Here is a 22,286-nt window from a genome sequence, read left to right as displayed (position 1 = left end):
AACACGCTATTTTTTTTGTTCTGGATTTTCTATTTCATCGTCCTTTTCCCACCATTCTGAAGATTGCAGATCATCGATTTCTCGACGGTCCTTTTTAGTAGGCCGACCGCTGCCACGATCTCTTTTGAGGACAGGAGCGTGAAACATAGATTTATAGCCAACCGTCTCTTCAACAGGAGTTTGATCCTCATAGAATTGTACGGCAGTCTTTGCATCCACACGACGCTCTAACAGGCCGGTCACGAGGACGACTTTCCGCTCAATACCTTTTTGAATGTGGTACACATCACCTATCTTCACTTCGTAAGATGGTTTTATATTCTGCCCTTTTAATTTGACCCGCCCGGCCTTGCACGCCTCGGTCGCTAAGGTTCTCGTCTTAAATAAGCGAATTGACCACAAATATTTATCAATTCTCAATTTTTCTGATGTTCCAGCCATAATACAAAAATAGCTATTTTTAGGACCATTACAATCAAAAGAAATTATAGAAAATCTCAATATACTGAGTTCAATTATCAAAATTCTCCTATCCCATCGCTCACCACCGAACACCAGCTCCTTACCGAAAGCGGATTGTTAAAGCAATAACTGCATGCTGAATACACCTTTAAAACGTGAAATCGTTGCGCACACAGGGTCGTAAGGGTGAAGAGAGACTATAAATTGGTACGCTGTTAGCATCTGTTAAGTATAACGCAAGGAACAATGGATAAAGTTGCTTTTAAGTCCAACTTTATCTAAGTTTGTACATCAAAATAAACTAATTCAAATAAGCAAAAAAATAATATGGTAGAGCCACTTAAAAAACTGATTGAGGAAGCTTGGGAAGATAGGCAATTATTAGAATATAAAGAATATACGGAAGCGATTCGTACGGTCATCATGAAATTAGATAGCGGTGAAATTCGCGTCGCTGAACTGATTGGCACCAGATGGCACGTAAACGATTGGATCAAGAAAGCTGTTATTTTGTACTTCCCTATTAATGACATGCGTGAAATGACTGCTGGGCCTTTTGTATTTCATGATAAGATGAAACTCAAAACAGACTATAAGCATACAGGCGTGCGTGTTGTACCAGGAGCATCGGCTCGTTTAGGTGCTTATTTGGCTAAAGGGGTTATTATGATGCCTTCTTATGTCAATATTGGTGCTTATGTAGACGAAGGTACGATGGTGGACACATGGGCAACTGTTGGCTCTTGCGCCCAGATCGGCAAACACGTACATTTAAGTGGTGGCGTTGGCATTGGTGGTGTATTGGAACCTGTACAAGCAGCTCCGGTTATTATCGAAGACAATGTTTTCATCGGATCAAGAGCAATTGTAGTCGAAGGTATTCGCGTAGAAAAGGAAGCCGTATTAGGCGCTAATGTTGTACTGACAGCCTCAACAAAAATTATTGATGTGACTGGATCTGAGCCAGTAGAATATAAAGGCTATGTACCTGCCCGCTCTGTTGTTATTCCAGGATCGTATACGAAAAAATTTGCAGCTGGAGAATATCAGGTTCCTTGTGCCCTGATTATCGGACAACGTAAAGAGTCTACGGACAAAAAGACTTCATTAAACGATGCTTTACGTGAACACAATGTTGCGGTTTAAATTTAAATTAACATAGAAAATTAAAGATGAGTGGATTCGTAGATCGGGAAGATTTGAATAAGGCCTTGGAAACGCTAAAAAATGGCGGACTAATCCTCTACCCAACGGATACAATTTGGGGAATAGGCTGCGATGCTACCAATCCTGAAGCGGTAGAAAAAGTTTTTCAACTGAAAGGAAGGGATAAATCTAAAAGTCTGATAGTCTTATTACATAATGACAATCAACTGGCGAGTTATGTCAATGAGATCCCCGACGTCGCTTATCAACTTATTGAATACACAGAAAAGCCTTTGACAATTGTTTATTCGAATGCCAAAAATCTCGCTCCCAATGCAATAGCGGAAGACGGATCTATTGGCATTCGAATTGTCAAACACCCTTTTTGCGAGCAGCTGTTACAACGCTTTCGCAAACCCATAATTTCCACTTCGGCCAATATCAGCGGTGAACCTACAGCAAAAGATTTTGATGAAATCACTGACACCATTAAAGCTGGAGTAGACTATATTGTCGCCTATGACAGAGACATAACAACAGATGGGAAATCATCTACTGTCATGAAGTTGGACCCAAGTGGTAAATTCGAATTTATTAGAAAATAGCATGAAAAAGATTGTTTTGTTTTTTGCATCAGCTTTTGCTGTTACCAATTTAGCTTTGGCACAGCAAAAAGATATTCCCGCAGCCAAGCCCGGCGTAAAATATGGGAAAGAAATTTCTGCTTCCAATGCGATTTCGGTGGCAAAGCTTGAAAAGGAGCTTACACAAAAGAATGCTTTCCATGGAAAGATAACGGGTAAGGTGGTAGAAGTGTGTAAAAAAAAAGGTTGTTTCATGACCTTGCAACGTGACGGAGAAGAGCCTATTACCGTTCGTTTTAAAGACTATGGTTTCTTTATGCCATCTGATATTGTGGGTAAGACGGTTGTCGTAGAGGGGAGCGCAAAGAAAAAAGAAGTTTCCGTCGCATCATTACAACATGCGGCAAAGGATCTTGGCAAATCACAGGCTGAAATAGATCAAATTACACAACCCAAAAAAGACATAATCATTATCGCTGATGGTGTGTTGGTTATAAAATAAAGTTGCATACGCTTAAGCAGTCATTGTTGCGATGAAAAGATTCCAAACGTCACCCTGTCATTCTATACTAGTGAATGGCACCTTAATGACCTTCGATATGCCCATTATTATGGGTATACTTAATGTAACTCCGGATTCTTTTTACGATGGCGGCGATAATACGACCATCGAGCGTGCAGTAGAGAAAGCGAAGGAGCTATTGCTTGAGGGAGCGCAAATTCTTGATATTGGCGCCTATTCTTCACGCCCAGGCGCACCATTAATTTCATCACAGGAAGAAATGGATCGAGCCCTCCCCCCAATTCGAGCAATTAAAGCAGCGTTTCCTGACGCCATTTTATCGATTGATACCTTCAGGGCCGACGTTGCAGCTGCAGCAGTCGAAGCAGGCGTTCACATTATTAATGATGTATCTGGTGGTACACTCGACGATAATATGTTTACTACAGTAGCCAAATACCAGGTTCCTTACATTCTTATGCATATGCGCGGTATTCCCGAAAATATGCAGGAAAAAACAGACTATACAGATATTGTAACGGATGTTGCCACGTTTTTGGGTGGGCGCATCGCCATGCTAAGAAGTATGGGGGTGAAAGACATTATTCTTGATCCAGGCTTTGGCTTTGCCAAGACAGAGGAACAGAACTATGAGTTGCTTTATCGTGTCGACGAACTTCATTATTTCGAATTACCAATTTTGGGCGGAATATCCCGCAAATCCATGATCTATAAAAAAATCCAGATCACAGCCCAGGAAGCGTTAAACGGTACTACCGCTTTAAATACATTACTTCTCGAAAGAGGCGTACAAATTCTCCGTGTACACGATGTAAAAGAAGCGAAACAGTTGGTTGATCTCTTCTATTCATAGATTTGCTCTATTTTCCTGCAAAGCATATCATCGGATTTTTACAGTGTGATACAGACTTTTCTTGTCTTCGTCCGATTGTTATATATGAATAGCCCAAAGGACTTAAAATCTATCAAATAAGTTAAGCTTAAATAAAAATTCCCGGGCAGAAAAACTGCCCAGGAATTCGAAAACTTGTCTTTTGTTACTTCGCTGCTACGGTTAGCACAGCCTTCTTATTGCCGGCAGTCAGATCCAGCGTGAAAATATAGGTCTTACCTGATTCTAATACTTTACCAGATTTGATGCCCAGATTACCAGAATCCCGACCGTTATTGCCATTCCCAATAAATACAATATCACTTGTTGTAGTGACGTCCGCACCTCCAAATTCACCACCCCATCCTTTTTGATGGAAAAATTTGAAGTTGATGTTATCAGAATTTATAGACTCTGCGGCCTTAACCGTTATCTGATACTTCTTATTACCTAAGGGAACCAAACAAAGCGCCTTATCTGTATTCCAGCCTACCTGATTACTGGATACCTTAGGTTTTCCAATTCCTTCGCCAATAATCCAGACGCCACCAGTTCCGTCATCCTGTAGTTTTGCCAAATCATTGCCTGTCATCGCCTCAACCACAAAGTATTTTAAGTTAAAGTCTGCGGTAACACGGTATTTTCCAGTTGATCCTTTAAACGATAGGGTTCCATCGGCCGCTTTGGTAAAGAAATCTGGATCGATCCACCAATCTTGCAGATCCGCAATCCCTTCAAAAGCCGTCGTTTTCCCTTGGGTCAGCTCGAGTTCAACTTTAGCATGTTTATCATCCAGTCGACTAAACTGCGATCCATTGAGTAGTACAACAATAAACGGAGAAGCCTGAAATGTCAATGTATTAAATTGAATCGGATATACACCAGAAGTCGAATTCGAGAATGGAATTTCGGCAGTAGAACCGAAATTAATAACATTATTGACCCATCCAAAATTCATCGCATTGCCTTGTGTACCTACTTTTGGCGCTTGAATATAGCCTTTTACCTCAGCTGCAAAATTTTCTTTTGCCGCATATTGGTTGCGCCCGACCTTTTCCATGCGATAGGACTTGGATTCTGTGACTAAAGTCAAATATGGGAAGTCGGGTCTGCTCAGATTAATATCAAAAGATTGTTCCGTTATTTTTTGGCTAATATTCTGTAGGACAAACTTAAGGGTTGCTTTTCCATCGGGAATACCTTTCAGGAATGGAACATAAATCTTTCCAGCGTAGTCTCCGTTTTCTTTGGTACGGATCACGGTCTCTGTTACCTTGTCATCTGTAAAATATAACTGGGCTTTAACCGTAGAGAGTGCAACTTCTTTATCGGAAACGTGTACTTGAAATTCTAGGCTATCCCCAAAATTTGCGGATGAGATAGGTGATTTCAATTCGATTTTAGGATCCCCTACCTGATAGGTATATTTTTCATCCTTTTTACAGGAACTAACTGCGGTAAGAGCAGCAGTTCCCAAGAGTAGATTGATGAAGTATCTTTTCATTTATTCATAATTTATGCGCTATCAGCAAGATAGCGCTTAGGGTTTATCGTCCTCCAATTAATAAGTCCAGCGGTAAGAAACAACCGCCTTGGCTGGCACATCATAGCTAAAATGATTTTTACCGTCGGCTAAGGTAATTTTGCGGCTATCGCCTGAGTCATTTAATAAAACAACCGCATAAGTTCCATCTGTATTTTGAAACGCCGTATAAACCAAGCCTTCAGCAGTATACCCAGAGGTGCCAATCCGTGTGGCTCCTGATTTGACCACCGAAGAAAGGTGACCAACAATATAATAGTGCGAATTGCGCGTTATATTTTTATAATTCGCCTTATTGATATCTACAGCTCCATAACATGTCTGACAGCCGCCCTCACGATTCGGTCCTTTTTCGGTATCTAACATCAGATTCCAGACTATGACACCCTTACTCCAATTGTTCACTGTGCCAATGGCGACTTCACGCATATCTTCCATCAAACGTTTTTCAAGATTCCGGCCATCATTCCATTCTCCAATGGATGTTTCTGTAAATACCAGTTCTTTATCCGGACGTTGATTATGGATATCTATTAGCTCCGCTTTATCACCACCATAGTTGTGGTAAGCTGCTCCCGCAAAGAATGCGGCGGCTGCCGGATCGTTATAGATCTTCACAGGGTAATCAGTCTGATCAGCAATATCATCATAGTTATAATTGTGATCAAACGCATAGATTTTTGTCGACAGGTTTGCTGCTTTTAATTGTGGCCCTAAAGATTGTTTTACAAAAGCTTGCTGTTCTTGCCATGACATATAAAGCGACGCAGAGTTCTTCCTATTCAAAGGCTCATTTTGAACAGTGATGGAATAAATATTGATACCTTCTTTCTTCATTGCCTGGATCCATTGCACGAAATACCATCCATAATCCTGATAGTATTTTGGATTTAGCTGTCCGCTAGTCCAGGAATCAAAAGGCTTTAGATCAGTCAGGTTGTTAACTTTCATCCATTTCGGTGGAGTCCATGGTGAGCCCATGATCTTTACAGATGGATTGATAGCAAGTATCTCTTTAAGTACCGGAATGATATATTGGGTTTCTTCCATCTGCATACCGAAATTTTCTTTCCCTTGCTTGTCCCAGCAGGTGTATTCACTCAACGAAAAGTCAGAACATCCAATAGCAATACGAATGTAATTCATACCCATTCCATCTTTATCGGAAAAAGTTTCTGTAAGAAATTTTGTTCGATCTTCCTTACTCATTTTCATTAGATTATAGCATGTGGATCCTGTAATTGCCGCGCCGAATCCATCCATCGTCTGAAATTTCTTCGCTGGATCTAACGTAATTGTATTGGGCGACATATTAAATTTGGAGCTAAAATCAACAAAGCGTTTTCCAAAATCCAAAGACCGACTGCCTGTCGTGGTATAAATGGTAACATCACCACTTTTTTTAATATCTTCACCTTGTGAAGGTGTATAGCTGTCACGGTTACAAGATGTTGCCGCCACGAGACAGGACAACAAGAATGTATATATCATAGTATTTTTATTATTGCGTTTCATCTGTTAGTTTTTTTTCCCGTCCATCGGAAGGGCTTCCCATTGTTAAATCAATTAATAGCCAGGATTCTGAACGAGGTTAGGGTTCTGATCAATTTTTGGTTGCGGGATCGGCAAGCGGTAAGAGTTTTTTGTAAAAGGGTATACCTGCGCTTTTCGCCCAGCATCTTTTGCATAAACAGCATTCATAACTGACTCTACCTTGTCTAAGCGCACAAGATCAAACCAGCGCTGTCCTTCGAAGGCCAATTCCAGTCTACGTTCTTTCAAATAAGCATCCAATAAAGCATCTTTATTGGAACGTACCGCTGAAGATAATTTAGGCAATTTAACACGCGTACGGATTTTGTCTATAATGTCGGCAGCTCCAGATAAATCTGATCCCTGCTGAATTAATGCTTCTGCTTTCAACAACAATAGATCAGCGTAACGAAGCTTAACAATACTATTAAATGCAGACCGCAACTTAAACATGAATGGATAGTTATTTGAAGGATAATAATTACTCCAGGTTGTGGAATAATAAACGATCGATTGGCCCAAACGAATTTGATCTCCCTCGTTCGTATAGGTCTGTATCAAATCCCGAGACGGAGTTACCCATTTTGCCCAGGTAAAGTTGTTATCATAATTGGACAAATCACGTCCAAACATCCAAGTGGCCCAATTACCGCCTCCTGCTGTAAACTGTGCTTCTAAAATAGATTCTTTCGTATTACGTTGCGCAAGATCCGTATTGCTTGCGTTCATCGCATACAAATCTGAGTAATTAGCATTGAGGTCAAAGCCATCAGCAGTCAGGGCATCAACAAATTGAACGACTTTACCATAATCCCGAATTGGCTTTTCGGCATAGATCTTTGCCAACATAGCACGCGCTACAGATTTAGTAAATAAGGTCTTATTGCCGTTATTGTTGGCTGGTGCATCAGCCAATCCATCTAGCAGATCTTTTTCGATCTGCTTATAGGCTTCTTCTTCGGTGGCTTGTTTTGGAAAATACTGTGGATAAACTTCATTGACATTATCTCCCGTAATATCGGGTGCAATGGTGGTAATCACAGGGATCGATCCAAATATACGGACCATATCAAACATGGCCAATGCCCTGAATAGTTTTGCTTGTGCCTTATACGCTCTAATATCTGTATCGCTCAGCGATTTATCGGCGACACTATCCACATAAATGATCAAGCGATTTGCGCGTCCAACGTCTTCCAGGTATCTTCCCCAATCGCGGTCAACAACAGAATTAGATCCTTCAATAGAATTGTTCTCAAAAGGCAGAACTTCCGCTCCTGTCGTTCCAGCATAGGAATTGTCGGCGTGAGAATCTCCGATCAAGAGCAGGTCGAGATACCAATGCTCTTGCCTGTCTTTCATCTGTTGATATATTCCAGCCAGATAGGTTTCCACCTCGGCCCTATTTTTAAAAACAACCTGTGTTCCTGTCTCTGTTTTACCCTGGCTCACATCCGAATAATCCGAAAGCGGATCACGATTTAGCGAACAGGAAAATAAAAACAAGGAGCCCGTTAGCAAAGAAAGTGCGTTACTTATATATTTTTTCATGATACAGACAATTAAAACTCAATATTAAGACCTAGAACAAATGAACGATTCTGCGGATAGGTTCCCCAATCAATACCTTGGATTCTAGCATCGGATCCGCCAGAATATTGGTTTACTTCGGGGTCCATGCCCGAATATTTTGTCAAGGTAAATAAATTACTTACAGATAGATAAGGCTGAATTTTGTTGATACCAATCCGTTTCAGTTTTTCAGGCGCAATAGAATAACCCAAAGAAACATTTTTCATGCGCAGATAACTACCATCTTCGACGAAATAGGTTGAGTTTTTCATATCGAAACCTGCTTTTGGAACATGCGTAATCTGTCCAGGTACCCGCCAACGATCCAATACCACCGTTGTTTGATTGCGACCGTCATACATGCCCTCTGTTTCCATACGGCTGGCATTGAAGATATCATTGCCATAAGTCCCCTGAATGAATATACTGAGATCGAAATTCTTATAAGAGAAGCTGTTTGTCATACCGTACACAAACTTTGGAAGCGGATTACCGATATACGTACGGTCACTTGATGAAATCTTACCATCGCCATTCAGGTCACGGTACATGAGTTCACCCGTTTCAGGATTTACACCATCTGAAAGATAACCGTAGAATCCTGCAAGTGATCTTCCCGGCTCATTTTTTACCACAAAGTCATTGACATAATCGTTTGTCTTGACATCATAATAAACCTGCTGTAAATCCAATTGCTGTAGTTTATTTCTGTTGAAAGAAATATTGAAATCTGTGTTCCAAGTTAGATTTCCGGTCAGATTCTTTGAGTTCACCGCAAATTCAAAACCATGGTTGTTCAGGCGGCCACCATTTCTCTGGATCGTGTTTGCTTGCTGTCCTGCAGGCAGACTTGCATTCATTAACAGGTCTTTGGTATCCTTGTTGTAATAATCTGCACTGACGGTTAACCTATTGCTCAACATGGTGATATCAAAACCGATGCTGGTGGTACTTGTAGTTTCCCAAGTCAGGTCTTTCGCTCGTAAGATTGTTGGTTTGTTGATATTGGGCAATGAATTTTCTTTTCCTTCGACAAACCACTGTTGACGCTGGATACCGCTTAATTGCAGATACGCATAATCGCCTAATCCGTATTGGTTACCCGTTTGTCCCCATCCACCGCGAATTTTAAAATCATTAATCCAGGCAATATCTTTTATAAAGTCTTCCGAAGAAATTCTCCATGCAGCCGAAACCGATGGAAAATATCCCCAACGGTGTTCTGGGCTAAGCTTCGACGAACCGTCTGCACGCATATTCGCAGTCACTAAATACTTGCCATCATAATTATACATGGCGCGAGCAAAATAGGACATAATTCCCCAGTTTGAGGCCGTAGATCCTGTTCTGTCCCAAGAAATCTTATTGGCAGCATTCAGCGTTTCAATGATACCATTGGCATAGTTTGAGCCAAAAATCTCACTTCTAGCGTACTTAGAATCTGTCCAGGAAGAACCACCCATTGCCTCCAGATTATGCTTACCATAGCTTTTGCTATACGTTAAGATATTATCCCAGGTCAATACGGTGTTTGTATTGCGCATGTCGGAGGCCTCACCAAATTGATTTCTTCCCCATGCTGTGGTCCAAGGATCCAGGAAGGTAGTCATAATGCCCGATCTTCGATCGAATGAAAACGAAGTTTTCCAAGTGAGGTTGGGCATAAAAGAAACCAATGCACTTCCTGTGGCGACAATCCGATTTTCTCGGTTATTATTATTTTTTGTCCGCGCTAAGTTTTCCAAAGGACTGGTAATGTTGCTGATCCCATAGAAATTATTATAGAATCGATCCGGATTTGCCAGATCCCATACCGGGGCATAAGTTGGTGTGGTAATCACCGAGGTAACAACACCACCACGATTGGAGCCCAAGCCCGAGGTAATGCCATTATCATTGTTATCCGAATAATTGATATTCGCATTGACCTTTAACCATTTTCGAACCTGATTGTCAATATTAGCACGGAAATTATACCGTCTAAAGAACGAGCCTTGTAATGTCCCTTTTTCATTCAAATAACCGCCGCCCAAATAGTATCGGATTTTCTCATTACCATCCGAAATTGATATTTGATGGTTTTGCTGAATACCTGTTTTGTAGGTCTCTTTAAACCAGTCGGTCTGATCCAACAATCCTTCCGGAAGGTTGACTAGGCCGATCTCATCCTGTAAATCTTTGTATTGGCTAGTATTTAAAACCTGGACAGTGTTATTGACAACATTGGCTGTCCATTGTGTTCCAAGCGTTATTTTTGCTTCACCAGCTTTACCGGACTTGGTTGTTACTAAAATCACGCCATTCGAACCTCGAGAACCATAAATGGCGCCGGATGAAGCGTCCTTTAGGATTTGGATATCCGCGATATCATTTGGTGACAAGAATTTAATATCCTCAACTGGAACTCCATCAACGACATACAAAGGAGTCGTATTGCTATTAAAAGACGTTATTCCGCGAATTTGTATTTGAGGTGCTGCACCTGGTTGACCACTCGGCTGAATAACAGTTACCCCGGCCGCTTTTCCTTGAATAGCTTGGCCAAAATTAGTAACGGGTCTCTTCTCTAGGTCTTTGGTAGAGACAGAAGAAATTGCGGTCGTCACGTCTTTTCTTTTCACACTACCATAACCGATTACAATGACGTCTTCAAGCACATTGGTAGACGAATTTAATTGGACCACCATGGTATTATTGGCAGGCACTTCTTTGCTATCGTAACCAACAAATGTAAATTGGAGTGTACTGCCCTTAGCAGCCGAAATTTGAAAACGCCCATCCCCGTTACTGGAGACTGCATTGTTACTTCCCTTCTGTGTAATGGTTACTCCAGAGAGTGGTTTCTGATCGTTGGCATCCAGGACACGTCCACTGATTTGGATCCGGTCTTGTGCAAACACCACATTCATCAAAGTGAACAGGAAAGCCAACCCCATAGAAAAGGTAACTTTTCGTGTAAAGTAAATCATATGAAATAAAAAATTGGTTATTGTTTCATCTTTTGGTTATTCCAAAATGGCAATGAGTTTCCCCTGCTTCATTGCTCAAAACAAAACTAAGGTCACCTTGATAGAGAAAAAAGAGCGAGTACTTAAAAAGTACCTATTAAAAAACTCAATACCCTAATAATAAGAATAATACGAAAAATAGCACGCTTTAAAAAGTACCTAAATAAGCGAAAGAAAGCGATTGATCTACTGTGTTTCGGTATGGAAACGTGGGTCTACGCACGGTCAATTACCGCAATCTGGCAGACGGCAGCTTCAAAGGCGTCCCGATTTCCGGCAGCTTTATTACGTACCTTTGTTCTATAATTATAAACAGTCCGAAGAGAATAACGCAGGAAGCTTGCAATCTTCACCGAATCATCAATGCCCAATCGAATTAAGGCAAAGATGCGAAGTTCGGTATTTAATAGCTCGGTCTTTTTGGGGTATATCTTCTCGTCCTCCTGAAGCAAAGCATTGAATTCATCAACAAAGGTCGGATATAGGTTTAAGAAAATACGATCAAAATTAACATACAGTTGCTTTACCTCCCGTTCTTCCATTTGTGTTGACTTCAACTGCTCACGAAGAGCATCCCACTGTTGATTTGTAGCCCTCTTTAATAAAGCCTTTCTAATATCTTCCATTTTATCGATATAGCTTGAGCACATATCAAAAAATTGAGCTATATATTCTTCTTTGATGTGGTTGGATTCCGATAATTTAAGATTAGTCTGATTGATTTCATTATTTAATGATCGAAGTTGCTGATTTGTTGCTGACAGCTGTGATCGTATTCGTCGCAAATGTTGCACCTGTCTATAAATAATAAGGAGCGCAATGATGACGCCAATCAATAAAATACTGACGATAACGACTAAGCCAACCAACTGCTTATTTTGACTACTGATTTTCTGCTGATAGGCTGCATTGATGATAGGGTATGAAGAGGTGCCTTCGATAATTCGATACCGGACTTTACATAACATCGCATCGTCAATTGCCTTTTCAATAAACTGAAAAGCTCTGTCAAAATCTTGCTGATCATAATATGTTAGGGCGAGGTCGTGAAAAGATGCGTTGTCCCGATTAGCCATTTCAATATCAGCACTCGCCGATATGGAAAGATAATAAATCTGACTTTTTACATCCTTATCATACTTATATATGAGTCCCATAAAATACGCTATCAGGGCACGCTGCTCAACATCCTTCTTGTTTTCGTTCCAAAGCATTAACAGTTGTCTTTTAGCATCCTCACGATTACCGTTGAACAACGTTTTTATGGCGATGGTGGTACGATATTCCAATGAAGACTTTGGCAGTACCGTCAACAATGAATCACGATACTTTTCACTTGCCTGATAATACTCTGATCGATTATTACTCTGACCATAATGGCTATAGAAAGAGCTGTAGGTATCATAATACTTTGCCAGAAGATTCCTGCCGAGATGAGCTGACTCGACTTGCTTCAATAATTGTGCGGCTTCGATGTATCGTCCGATGGTGGAATATACCCATGCCAAATCGAGATGGATTACTGCCTGTAAAGAGTCATTACCTAGCGGAGCCAGTTTTTGACACAGTAAAATATAAGAAAGCGCTGCGTCGGAATCAAATTTCTTATAATTTTCAAAGATTTCGTAGTTTTTCTTCAAAAATTGAGCAGGATTACTTTCGAGAGCTTTTGCTTCTTGTTTCAGTTTTTCCAGCTTATCTTCACGATTTTTGACGTAAATCTTTTGGTTGTCCATTAAATATTCCAAACGTTGTAAAACGCCAATACTATCCGAAGTCACTTGGGCAGATAGGTAAATACTAAAATGAGAGCAAAGTAGAAAAAGAAAGATGCGCTGCAACATACTAAAATCGGTTCAACATTCTGTGCCTAAACTACATAAAAATAACTACAAAACATACATGACTTTGCAGCAAGCATGAGTAATGAGAACAAACTGAATATTCTTTCTGCCCTATCACATGAAGGACTATCAAAAAAAAGAGGACGTCTCACGACGGCCTCTTTCACTGACCTTTTTTGGGTCCAAGAATTAACAAGTTAATTCTTTATCGCATGAAAAATAGTTTTCCTATTGAAATAAAAAGCCTTATTGCCAGCCCCCTCCTAGGGCTTTATAGAGTAGAATCTGGTTTAACGTACTCTCTTTCTCCAGCTCCACTTTTCCAACTTGAGCTTCCAAAGATTCTTTCTGGGCCGTCACAACATCCAATGATGACACCCTCCCGGCAATAAACAGCTCTTGGGCAGCTTCAATAGATAATTCCAATGCCTGAACATGCTCATCCACGAAATTACGTCGCTTGACGATCGCCTCTTGCGTCATAATCACATTAGAAACTTCATTGTACGCATTTAAAACCGTTTTTTCATAGTCCACAAACGCTATTCCATAGTCTGCTTTAGCAATCTCATACTGCGTTTTAAGCTGTCTTTGGTTAAATAAGGGAAGTGTAATACCGCCAAAAAGATTATAAGCAATAGATCTATCCAAGTTGAATAGCTTGCCCAAGCTAAAGCTCTGTAATCCTACAAATGGACTTATTGCAACAGAAGGTAGAAATGCCAGACGTGAAGCTTCCTGGTTGTTTGAAGATGCAATCACCTTGAGATAGGCAGCTTTAATATCCGGACGTTGATTTACCAGGTCATCTGGTGTACCAAATTGCATGGCATGATATAAATCGGCATTTTCGGTATAAGTACTTCTTACAATCGGTTGATAAAAGCGTCCCAATAACCCATTGATATGATGTTCCCACAAAGCTATCTCCTGCAGTAACTGCTCCTTGGCCGCTTTGGAGTTGGCTAATAAGGCCTTAAATTGCTGTACAGATAGCTCCGTTGCATAACCAGCATCCTTTTTTACCTCAACAACTTCTAATGCATTCTTATGCAATGCAATATTCCGATCGTATACCTTTATTTTTTGGTCCAACGCTATCAGTTCATAATAAGCCGTGGCAATATTAGAGACCAACTCTGTTTCTAAAAGGCGCTTACCTTCCTGTTCAGCTAAAAAGCCAAAGTAAGCTGCTTGTTTTTGGCTCTTCAACTTTCCCCAAAGGTCAATTTCCCAGGAGGAGCGAAGTCCTATAAAATAATCTGGAATAAAGGGCTCAGGCAATTTTTCATCACTCTTCAGGTTTTCTGAAAAATTTGAATCATAGTTACCTATTCCCGATTCTGTATAATGTCCATATTTCCGTATTCCCCCTTCCACTGCAGCTTCAACGGTTGGCCCTAATGCCGCCTTACGCTGTTTAAAATAAGCTTGTGCAGATTCCAGTCGTAAGATCGATTGACGAATATCCATATTATTCAGCAAAGCAGAATCAATCAGAGAAATTAATTTTGGATCCCTAAAGATTTCCTTCCAGGACCTGCGGCCTACATTTAAACTATCCGGCGAGATGCTTTTGGAAAATGAAGCCGGTACATTTACTTTCTCCGGTTGATGCGCCTTTTTAGGCACCGAACAACTACCCAATAAAATAAGTGTGGCTATGACTAAAGACGCCTGTTTGACAACGTGTTTCTTATTCTCCTTTTTTGAGAATAAAATCACTAATCCAGGGATGACAAGAATCCCGAGTATGGTTCCGATAAGCATCCCCCCCACCGCAGCGGTACCAATACTCCGATTGCCCAATGCTCCGGCTCCACTGGCCATCATTAAAGGAATCAAACCTGCTATAAATGCAAAGGAAGTCATTAATATGGGACGCAAACGGGCAACCGCTCCTTCAATTGAAGCTGTCACGATATCCATTCCCTGCTTATATTTTAAATTGGCATATTCCACAATCAAGATGGCGTTCTTACCCAACAAACCAATCAGCATCACCAATGCTACCTGCGCATAGATATTGTTTTCCAGTCCGAAGACTTTCAAGAAAATAAATGCACCAAAGATCCCTGCCGGAAGACAGAGGAGAACCGGTAAAGGCAACAGAAAGCTTTCATACTGCGCACATAACAACAGGTAGACAAATAGAAGACATAGGGCAAAAATATACAAAGCCTGGTTTCCAGAGATCTTTTGCTCACGGGTCATACCGGACCATTCGATGCTATAGCCTTGCGGCAAAGAAGAAGCAATTTTCTCCACTTCTTCAATGGCTTGACCCGAGCTGAAACCTGCTGAAGACTGCCCTGTGATCATGGCTGAACTAAACATGTTGTAACGCGTGATTTGTTCAGGTCCATAAATTCTTTCCATGGAAATAAAGGCATTGTAAGGTACCATCTCACCTGTCTCATTCTTTACATATAGGCGCAGAACATCTTCTGGGCGTTGGCGATATTCGGGGCCAGCCTGAACCATCACTTTATACATTTGTCCATAGCGGATAAAGTTGGTTGCATACAAACTTCCCATTAGGGTCTGTAGCGTATTCATGGCATTTTCTACTGATATCCCCTTTTTTGCAGCCATATCGTAGTCAACCTTCAGCATATATTGCGGGAAGTTCACATCAAAGCTGGAGCTGATATCCTGAAGGACCTCGCTTTTTTCCATATCATCCATAAACTTCTGCAGTACCTCCGCCGTTTTATTGAGATCCTCATTACCGCTTCGATCCAAAAGTCGTAACTCAAAACCCGACGAATTACCAAATCCCGGTACCGTTGGCGGCGGAAAGAAATCAATCTGTGCATCAGCAAAATCCTTGGTTTTAGCGCGTAGCTCCTTAATGACATCATCTACGGTCTGGTCCCGTTCTTTCCAAGGCTTAAGGTTGATCATTCCCATTCCATAGGAAGCTCCCGATACTTCGGTAACTATACTATATCCGGACAAGGTCGAAACAGTTTCAACAACATCGAGCTTTCGTGATACGGAGTCAATTTTATCCAAAACGCGTTCTGTGCGGTCTACAGTTGCACCCGGCGGTGTCGTTACCGCAACATAGATCATCCCTTGATCTTCTGTCGGAATAAAACCAGCGGGTAAGATGGCACTACTGCCCCAAGTTGCGACAAAAAATCCTCCCAACAAAAGCAGTGTTAGTCCGCGTCGTGCACTCGTTTTTACCAAAATACCTTTATAGCCAAAAGCAGTTTTATCATAGATGTGGTTGAATTTTTTAAAGAAACGGTCCAACCAGTTATTCGATGGCTTACGGTCATGTGGAGATTTTAGGAAAAGTGCACACAAAGCGGGCGTCAATGTTAAAGCGTTGATTCCCGAAATAACAATAGCGGCGGCGAGTGTCAGCGAAAATTGACGATAGAAAATTCCGACTGGTCCTGAAAGAAAGGCTACTGGAACAAAAACAGCCGACATAACCAAGGTGATGGCCACAACGGCACCACCAACCTCTTTCATGGCTTCCAATGTCGCCTCCATGGGTTGGAGGTGTTCCTCTTCCATTTTAGCATACACAGCTTCCACGACAACAATACCATTATCTACCACAATTCCAATCGCCAATACCAATGCAAATAAGGTCAACAAATTGATTGAGAAACCGAGCATTTGCATACAAAACAATGCGCCAATCAGACACACGGGCACTGCCAAAATAGGGATAATTGTGGCTCTAAAATCTTGCAAAAAGATAAATACCACAATAAAAACCAAAAGGAATGCCTCTAATAAGGTTTTGATAACAGAGGATATTGAGGCATCCAAAAACCGCGACACATCATATCCCATCGTATAGGTCATGCCCGTCGGGAACTGGGTCTGTTTCAGCTCTGCCATCCGATCCTTCACACGCTGAATAACCTCCTGTGCGTTTGATCCAGGCAATTGCTTTAACATGATGGAAGCCGAGGGCCGACCATCGGTCTTGGATACCATTTCGTAATCTAATGAGCCAAATTCAACATCGGCAACGTCTTTAATACGAATAATGGAGCCATTGGCCGTGGCGCGAATAGGAACGTTAGCATATTCATCAATTTCAGTGAATTTACCCGGATAACGCAAAACATATTGTTGCATGTTACGCATTTTATCCGAGCTGATACCTGTTTGACCTGGCGCCGCCTCGATATTCTGCTTCCGCAATGCAGCAACCACATCCTCAGCAGAAATATTATAAGCTGCCATACGGTCAGGCTTAACCCAAACACGCATCGCATAGTCGCGCATCCCCATAATCTGAGCAAGTCCAACCCCCTCAATACGTTTCAGTTCCTTTAGAATATTAATGTCTGCGAAGTTGTAAATGAATCTTTCATCTGCCGTTTCATCGTCTGTAAAAACATTGAGATACATCAACATCGAATTGACCTCTTTCTCTGTCGTAACGCCTGCTTTAATTACTTCCTCGGGTAGTTCATCCAATACGGTTGTAACGCGATTTTGTACGTTTACGGCAGCGATATCTGGATCCGTGCCGACTTCGAAGAAGATCTGAATCACTGTGCTTCCGTTATTGGTAGACACCGAGTTCATGTAAGTCATCCCTGCAACACCGTTAATTGCTTTTTCTAAAGGAATAGCAACTGCATTTGTACTTACTTCAGCATTAGCTCCTGTGTAATTGGCATTGACGACTACTGAAGGTGGGACAATATCCGGAAATTGTGTAATGGGCAATGTAAATAAGGCCAACAGACCCAAAAGTGTAATAAACACCGAAATAACCAACGACAGTATGGGCCGTTTTATAAATGTTTCAAACATAATCTATCCTCCGCTACAATTTCCTCATTTTTGGATTAATTTTCATTCCACTCCGCAGTCCTTGCACTCCTTCATAAACAACTTTGGCGTTGGAATCCAAACCTCCGTCCACAATATAATAATGTCCTACACGCGGACCAGCACTAAAAGGTGTCATTTTAACGGTACTATCTGCCTGTAGTGTGTACACATAGGTTTTATCCTGAATCTCAAATACTGATTTTTGATGTACAAAAGTGTGCTCCCCTGTCTCCATAGGCACCGCGATCTTACCAGTTGCACCGTGTTTTAGGATATGTTCGGCATTTGGGAATTGGACCCGAAGCGCAATCGATCCTGTATTGGCTTCAAACTCACTTTCAACAAGATGCGCAATTCCTTCATGTGGATAAAGCTCGCCATTGGCTAAAATTAATTTCACCGACTTTTGCGTTTCTTTGCCATTCAGCTTATCGCGCATAAGTGCTAGATACTCCCGTTCAGAAATATCAAAATAAACATTCACTTTGCTGAGGTCAGAGATGGTTGTAATCAAACTTCCTTCGGTCAAAAGAGAGCCCTCACGCAGTAAGATACGGTCTATACGACCGTCGAATGGAGCCCGTATAACCGTATAATCCAATCTTGTCTGCGCCTGATTAACCAACGCACGAGCTTCCTCTATTTTAGAATTGGATGCTTTTAGCTGAATCTTTAATAAATTATACTCCGAAGGGCTCACAATATTCTTGTCAACCAATTTTTGAGTTCGTTCCATCTCCAGTTTTATCTTTTGAGATTCGGCAATAGCATTATCATACTGTGCTTTGGCTTTGGCTAACTCTGATCGGTATTCCTCATTATTATATTTAAATAATAGCTGTCCTTTCTTTACCCAGACGCCTTCATCGACATAGATTTTATCCAAAAAACCATTCAGTTTTGAGCGAATCTCGACGTTTTTTAAGGCTTGAACATCTGCAATATACTCCTGATAAACAGTGGTGTCCATCACCATCAAAGATGCAACGGGTATATTTTTGAGTTCTTCTTTCTGATCAGCGTTAGCATTAGAGGAGCGGCATGATGCCAACATCCCAACCGCGCCAAGTAAAAGGCACAGTATCCGTAATTTGTTCATAGGGAAATAATCTTCTTTTTAGTGGTCACTATGGAATACCCAATTAATTTTCATCCATGTAGGCGTTTACCGAACATGGGTATTTCATCAACGATAATAAAATGTAAAATGTAAAATTCTTTTGCTAGCCATTAAATTTCAATGACTGAAGGGATCTTGTAAACAAATGAACTACGATAACTTCATCAAGTTTGAAGTGTACGCTATAGCCACGGTCGTATGACGCACAAAAACTGTCATACTTTTCAACTTTAATGAAATGTAGCTTTGAATGAAAAGATAAATAGAGAATAGTTAGAACGGCCGAAACCGGTATAGGAACCGATAGTACCCCGGACGACAGATGGTTTTAGAACGGTAAAAAGGATGTTCGTCATCCTTTGCGAAGCATAAAGCGGTGAAAACAATACCGAAAACAAAAATGAATATTGGTAACACTTGACTATTTACCGCAAATATGCGATAGTCATCCTGTAACAGCACTTTTTCCTCATGGGAAGATTGAATAGGATCCAAATCCAATACATCATCTAAAAAATACTCCACAATAGTCTCGCCCGCATGCACAACCTGTCCCGTTGCCGACGAGAAAGAATCATACGTCAACAAATTAAGGTATGCAAAGAGTATTAACAAATGAAATATTTTACCTAACATATTGTAATTAAGAACGACAAAGATATGATTTTAAATACCCAAGATTATTGTATTCATGTAAAAAAACCATGACAGCCTCAAAATTAACTATCATGGTTTTCAAATACAACTCAATTTTCATCGATTGTTAAGAACTTTTAACGTTCAATGCAGTGCTAAATTTTCGTATAGATTAAGGATTAGCGAACTTATTGCTGTAGCAATTTTATCACTTATCTATCTTTTCACGACTAAAGGAATACGGAGCATCCGCTTTTTTTGTACCTCTATTTTTATTTGGGGCATCGCTCATTTTGAACTGAAGGTTGGCGCCCTGCAGTAAGTCTTTATAACGGATATAATTCCTGCCATAAGGTTTTCCATTCCAGGAAAGTTGGTCTACATAGACCTGATCCCCCCCCTTTTGGTTCGCTTCAATCAGCACTTTTTTACCGTTCTCAAGACTTAGGGTCACCTTATCAAATTGCGGAGAACCGATCACATATTCTCCTGATCCGGGTGAAACGGGATAAAATCCCAATGAAGAAAAAACATACCACGCCGAGGTCTGCCCATTGTCTTCATCCCCACAATAGCCATCCGGTGTGGGCAAATACAGTTTATCCATTATTTTACGTACCCAATATTGTGCTTTCCATGGCTCTGCAGCATAGTTATAAAGGTAGGGCATATGTTGAATTGGTTGATTACCATGCGCATACTGTCCCATATTCATCACCTGCATCTCACGCATTTCGTGTATCATACCACGACTCTTCATCCCCTCATAACTCGGAATAACAAATACAGTATCCAACATGGATACAAACGACTTATTACCACCCATTAAATCAATTAAACCCTGAGGATCGTGGAATACGCAAAAACTCCAATGCCAAGCATTTCCTTCGGTATATTCTCTCGACCAAGCACTCGGGTCAAAATTGGGAACGAATGAACCGTCGGCGTTTTTTCCGCGCATCAGTTTAGTACTTGGATCAAACAGATTTTTATAGTTCATTGCCCGTTTGGCATAAATCGCTGTCTCCGCCTTGGGTCTACCCAGCGCTTTACCAAACTCATAGATACACCAGTCGTTATAGGCATACTCCAGTGAGCGCGCTACATTTTGGTCGACCTTTACGTCGGCGGGGATATAGCCTAATTTGTTATAGTATTCGTAACCAAAACGGCCAGTAGAGGTATGTTTAGGATAGGCATTATTGGCACCATGTTTCAATGCTTCCCATAATAATTCTTTATCATATCCCTTCCGACCAGTAATTAACGCATCCGCAACAATAGATGCAGAATTGTTTCCAATCATCGATGCGCGGTGTCCTGGAGAAGCCCACTCAGGAAGATAACCGCTCTCTTTATAAGCATTTACCAAGCCTTCTTGCATACGATCGTTCATAGAAGGGTACAATAAATTCAATAGTGGAAATAAACTGCGGAATGTGTCCCAAAAACCTGTATCTGTAAACATTTCTCCAGGTAACACCTGACCATTGTAGGGGCTATAGTGAATACGGTTACCTCTTGCGTCAATCTCCGAAAAATCTCTAGGGAAAAGTGTTGATCGGTACAGACAAGAATAAAATGTACGCAGTCTGTCAATATTTTGGTCTTCCACTTGTACACGTCCCAGCACGTCATTCCACTGCGCTTTACCTTCGTCAACAACCTGCTGAAATGTCTTCGACTTAACTTCTTGCAAATTAATTTCTGCCTGTTCAAAACTTATAAAAGAGGAAGCGATCCGAGCAATGACTTTCTCGCCTCTCTTCAAGGAAGGAAAGCCAACGACTGCTCCGGCGTGATTATCCTGAATTTCCAATTCATCTGTTCTTATCGCGCCGCTTTTAACAGCAGCTTTGTAGGAGAAAGGTCTATCAAAGGTAATGACAAAATAATTTTTAAAATTATCCGGAACGCCGCCGCTATTCTTTGTTGAATAACCGATGATCTTATTTTCCTCCGGAATTACTTTAATATAAGAGCCCTTATCAAAGGCATCGATAATAACGTAAGCACTATCTGTTTTAGGAAAAGTAAACTGGAAGATTGCCGCTCGTTGCGACGGAGACAATTCAGTTGTTACATCATGATCTGCAAGATAAACACTATAATAGTAAGGTTTTGCAATTTCGGCTTTATGTGAAAACCAGCTTGCACGTTTGTCCTGATCAAATTGCGGAGTTCCAGTGACAGGCATGATTGAAAACTGCCCATAATCATTATTCCAAGGGCTTGGTTGATGGGTTTGCTTAAACCCTTTGATTTTATCTGCAGTGTAAGTATATACCCAGCCATCTCCCATCTTGCCTGTCTGTGGTGTCCAGAAATTCATACCCCATGGCCTTGCGATCGCAGGATAGGTATTCCCGTTAGACAATTCATACTTCGATTCGGTACCGATCAGAGGATTCACAAAATCCACCGGTGAGGGCTGCTGCGCTATAGCTGAATGAATAGCGCATAGAAAAAGAATGCTACCTGTAAGTTTTTTAATATTAAACATATTTATGCTTTTGGGATGAACGTTATTAAGAAAAAGCTAAAACGTATTAGTAAATATAGGTAAGAAATTTAAATATAACGGATTGACAAGCTGTTTTTCACAAGATGGTTACAAAAAAAGCGA

14 protein-coding genes are annotated in these 22,286 nt (G+C 40.9%); 4 read left to right on the top strand and 10 right to left on the bottom strand.

The genetic code is table 11. The features are described 5' to 3' along the window. Positions 1-6: 6 nt before the first annotated feature. Positions 7-441 carry an RNA-binding S4 domain-containing protein gene (locus VXM68_RS07120; RefSeq protein WP_293953172.1) on the bottom strand — a complete coding sequence of 145 codons (435 nt, stop codon included), beginning with the start codon at positions 439-441 and terminating at the stop codon, positions 7-9. 348 nt (positions 442-789) lie between these two features. Here VXM68_RS07120 and VXM68_RS07115 point away from each other — a divergent pair, with 348 nt between their 5' ends. Genes VXM68_RS07115 through folP form a run of 4 tightly spaced genes read left to right on the top strand, consistent with a single transcriptional unit; the run spans position 790 to position 3,568 of the window. Continuing rightward, a complete protein-coding gene (locus tag VXM68_RS07115) occupies positions 790-1,608 on the top strand; it encodes a 2,3,4,5-tetrahydropyridine-2,6-dicarboxylate N-succinyltransferase (RefSeq protein ID WP_293953174.1) in 819 nt (272 codons plus the stop codon). 26 nt (positions 1,609-1,634) lie between these two features. Next, positions 1,635-2,213 (top strand): L-threonylcarbamoyladenylate synthase, encoded by a 579-nt coding sequence (locus VXM68_RS07110; protein ID WP_294187095.1) that lies wholly within the window; start codon positions 1,635-1,637, stop codon positions 2,211-2,213. 1 nt (position 2,214) lies between these two features. After that, entirely contained in the window at positions 2,215-2,694 is a 480-nt protein-coding gene (locus VXM68_RS07105) for a DUF4920 domain-containing protein (RefSeq protein WP_367210898.1), read from the top strand. A gap of 31 nt (positions 2,695-2,725) precedes the next feature. Then, positions 2,726-3,568, top strand: coding sequence for a dihydropteroate synthase (folP, locus tag VXM68_RS07100; RefSeq protein WP_294187092.1), 843 nt, complete (start codon positions 2,726-2,728; stop codon positions 3,566-3,568). Between the two features lie 184 nt (positions 3,569-3,752). On the opposite strand, the gene VXM68_RS07095 is transcribed toward folP, so the two are convergent. The 9 genes from VXM68_RS07095 to VXM68_RS07055 form a co-directional block, all read right to left on the bottom strand. Continuing rightward, positions 3,753-5,090 (bottom strand): DUF5125 domain-containing protein, encoded by a 1,338-nt coding sequence (locus VXM68_RS07095; protein WP_367210897.1) that lies wholly within the window; start codon positions 5,088-5,090, stop codon positions 3,753-3,755. Between the two features lie 57 nt (positions 5,091-5,147). Then, entirely contained in the window at positions 5,148-6,620 is a 1,473-nt protein-coding gene (locus VXM68_RS07090) for a glycoside hydrolase family 30 beta sandwich domain-containing protein (protein WP_307187918.1), read from the bottom strand. A gap of 75 nt (positions 6,621-6,695) precedes the next feature. Next, positions 6,696-8,213 carry a RagB/SusD family nutrient uptake outer membrane protein gene (locus VXM68_RS07085; RefSeq protein ID WP_367210896.1) on the bottom strand — a complete coding sequence of 506 codons (1,518 nt, stop codon included), beginning with the start codon at positions 8,211-8,213 and terminating at the stop codon, positions 6,696-6,698. A gap of 11 nt (positions 8,214-8,224) precedes the next feature. After that, complete coding sequence (locus VXM68_RS07080; protein WP_367210895.1) at positions 8,225-11,203, bottom strand: SusC/RagA family TonB-linked outer membrane protein; 2,979 nt, start codon at positions 11,201-11,203, stop codon at positions 8,225-8,227. Between the two features lie 254 nt (positions 11,204-11,457). Beyond that, positions 11,458-13,086, bottom strand: a complete 1,629-nt coding sequence (locus tag VXM68_RS07075) for a DUF6377 domain-containing protein (RefSeq protein WP_367210894.1) — start codon at positions 13,084-13,086, stop codon at positions 11,458-11,460. A gap of 246 nt (positions 13,087-13,332) precedes the next feature. Beyond that, positions 13,333-17,883: an efflux RND transporter permease subunit gene (locus VXM68_RS07070; protein ID WP_367210893.1), complete on the bottom strand. Its 4,551-nt coding sequence runs from the start codon at positions 17,881-17,883 to the stop codon at positions 13,333-13,335. A 13-nt stretch (positions 17,884-17,896) separates the two neighbouring features. Continuing rightward, the gene (locus tag VXM68_RS07065; protein WP_209577457.1) at positions 17,897-19,003 is read right to left on the bottom strand and encodes an efflux RND transporter periplasmic adaptor subunit; all 1,107 of its coding nucleotides are present in this window, start codon (positions 19,001-19,003) and stop codon (positions 17,897-17,899) included. Positions 19,004-19,297: 294 nt separating this feature from the next. After that, positions 19,298-19,660, bottom strand: coding sequence for a hypothetical protein (locus tag VXM68_RS07060; protein WP_209577455.1), 363 nt, complete (start codon positions 19,658-19,660; stop codon positions 19,298-19,300). 208 nt (positions 19,661-19,868) lie between these two features. After that, positions 19,869-22,163 (bottom strand): GH92 family glycosyl hydrolase, encoded by a 2,295-nt coding sequence (locus VXM68_RS07055; protein ID WP_367210891.1) that lies wholly within the window; start codon positions 22,161-22,163, stop codon positions 19,869-19,871. Positions 22,164-22,286 lie beyond the last annotated feature (123 nt).

It is taken from the genome of Sphingobacterium sp. R2, assembly GCF_040760075.1.
GTDB lineage: Bacteria > Bacteroidota > Bacteroidia > Sphingobacteriales > Sphingobacteriaceae > Sphingobacterium.
Note: the sequence above shows the minus strand (reverse complement) of the source record. Positions and strands in the feature narration are given on the sequence as shown.

Coding starts and splice junctions, on each gene's coding strand:
- VXM68_RS07120 (WP_293953172.1), bottom strand. CDS start 441: ATGGCTGGAACATCAGAAAAATTGAGAATTGATAAATATTTGTGGTCA.
- VXM68_RS07115 (WP_293953174.1), top strand. CDS start 790: ATGGTAGAGCCACTTAAAAAACTGATTGAGGAAGCTTGGGAAGATAGG.
- VXM68_RS07110 (WP_294187095.1), top strand. CDS start 1,635: ATGAGTGGATTCGTAGATCGGGAAGATTTGAATAAGGCCTTGGAAACG.
- VXM68_RS07105 (WP_367210898.1), top strand. CDS start 2,215: ATGAAAAAGATTGTTTTGTTTTTTGCATCAGCTTTTGCTGTTACCAAT.
- folP (WP_294187092.1), top strand. CDS start 2,726: ATGAAAAGATTCCAAACGTCACCCTGTCATTCTATACTAGTGAATGGC.
- VXM68_RS07095 (WP_367210897.1), bottom strand. CDS start 5,090: ATGAAAAGATACTTCATCAATCTACTCTTGGGAACTGCTGCTCTTACC.
- VXM68_RS07090 (WP_307187918.1), bottom strand. CDS start 6,620: ATGATATATACATTCTTGTTGTCCTGTCTCGTGGCGGCAACATCTTGT.
- VXM68_RS07085 (WP_367210896.1), bottom strand. CDS start 8,213: ATGAAAAAATATATAAGTAACGCACTTTCTTTGCTAACGGGCTCCTTG.
- VXM68_RS07080 (WP_367210895.1), bottom strand. CDS start 11,203: ATGATTTACTTTACACGAAAAGTTACCTTTTCTATGGGGTTGGCTTTC.
- VXM68_RS07075 (WP_367210894.1), bottom strand. CDS start 13,086: ATGTTGCAGCGCATCTTTCTTTTTCTACTTTGCTCTCATTTTAGTATT.
- VXM68_RS07070 (WP_367210893.1), bottom strand. CDS start 17,883: ATGTTTGAAACATTTATAAAACGGCCCATACTGTCGTTGGTTATTTCG.
- VXM68_RS07065 (WP_209577457.1), bottom strand. CDS start 19,003: ATGAACAAATTACGGATACTGTGCCTTTTACTTGGCGCGGTTGGGATG.
- VXM68_RS07060 (WP_209577455.1), bottom strand. CDS start 19,660: ATGTTAGGTAAAATATTTCATTTGTTAATACTCTTTGCATACCTTAAT.
- VXM68_RS07055 (WP_367210891.1), bottom strand. CDS start 22,163: ATGTTTAATATTAAAAAACTTACAGGTAGCATTCTTTTTCTATGCGCT.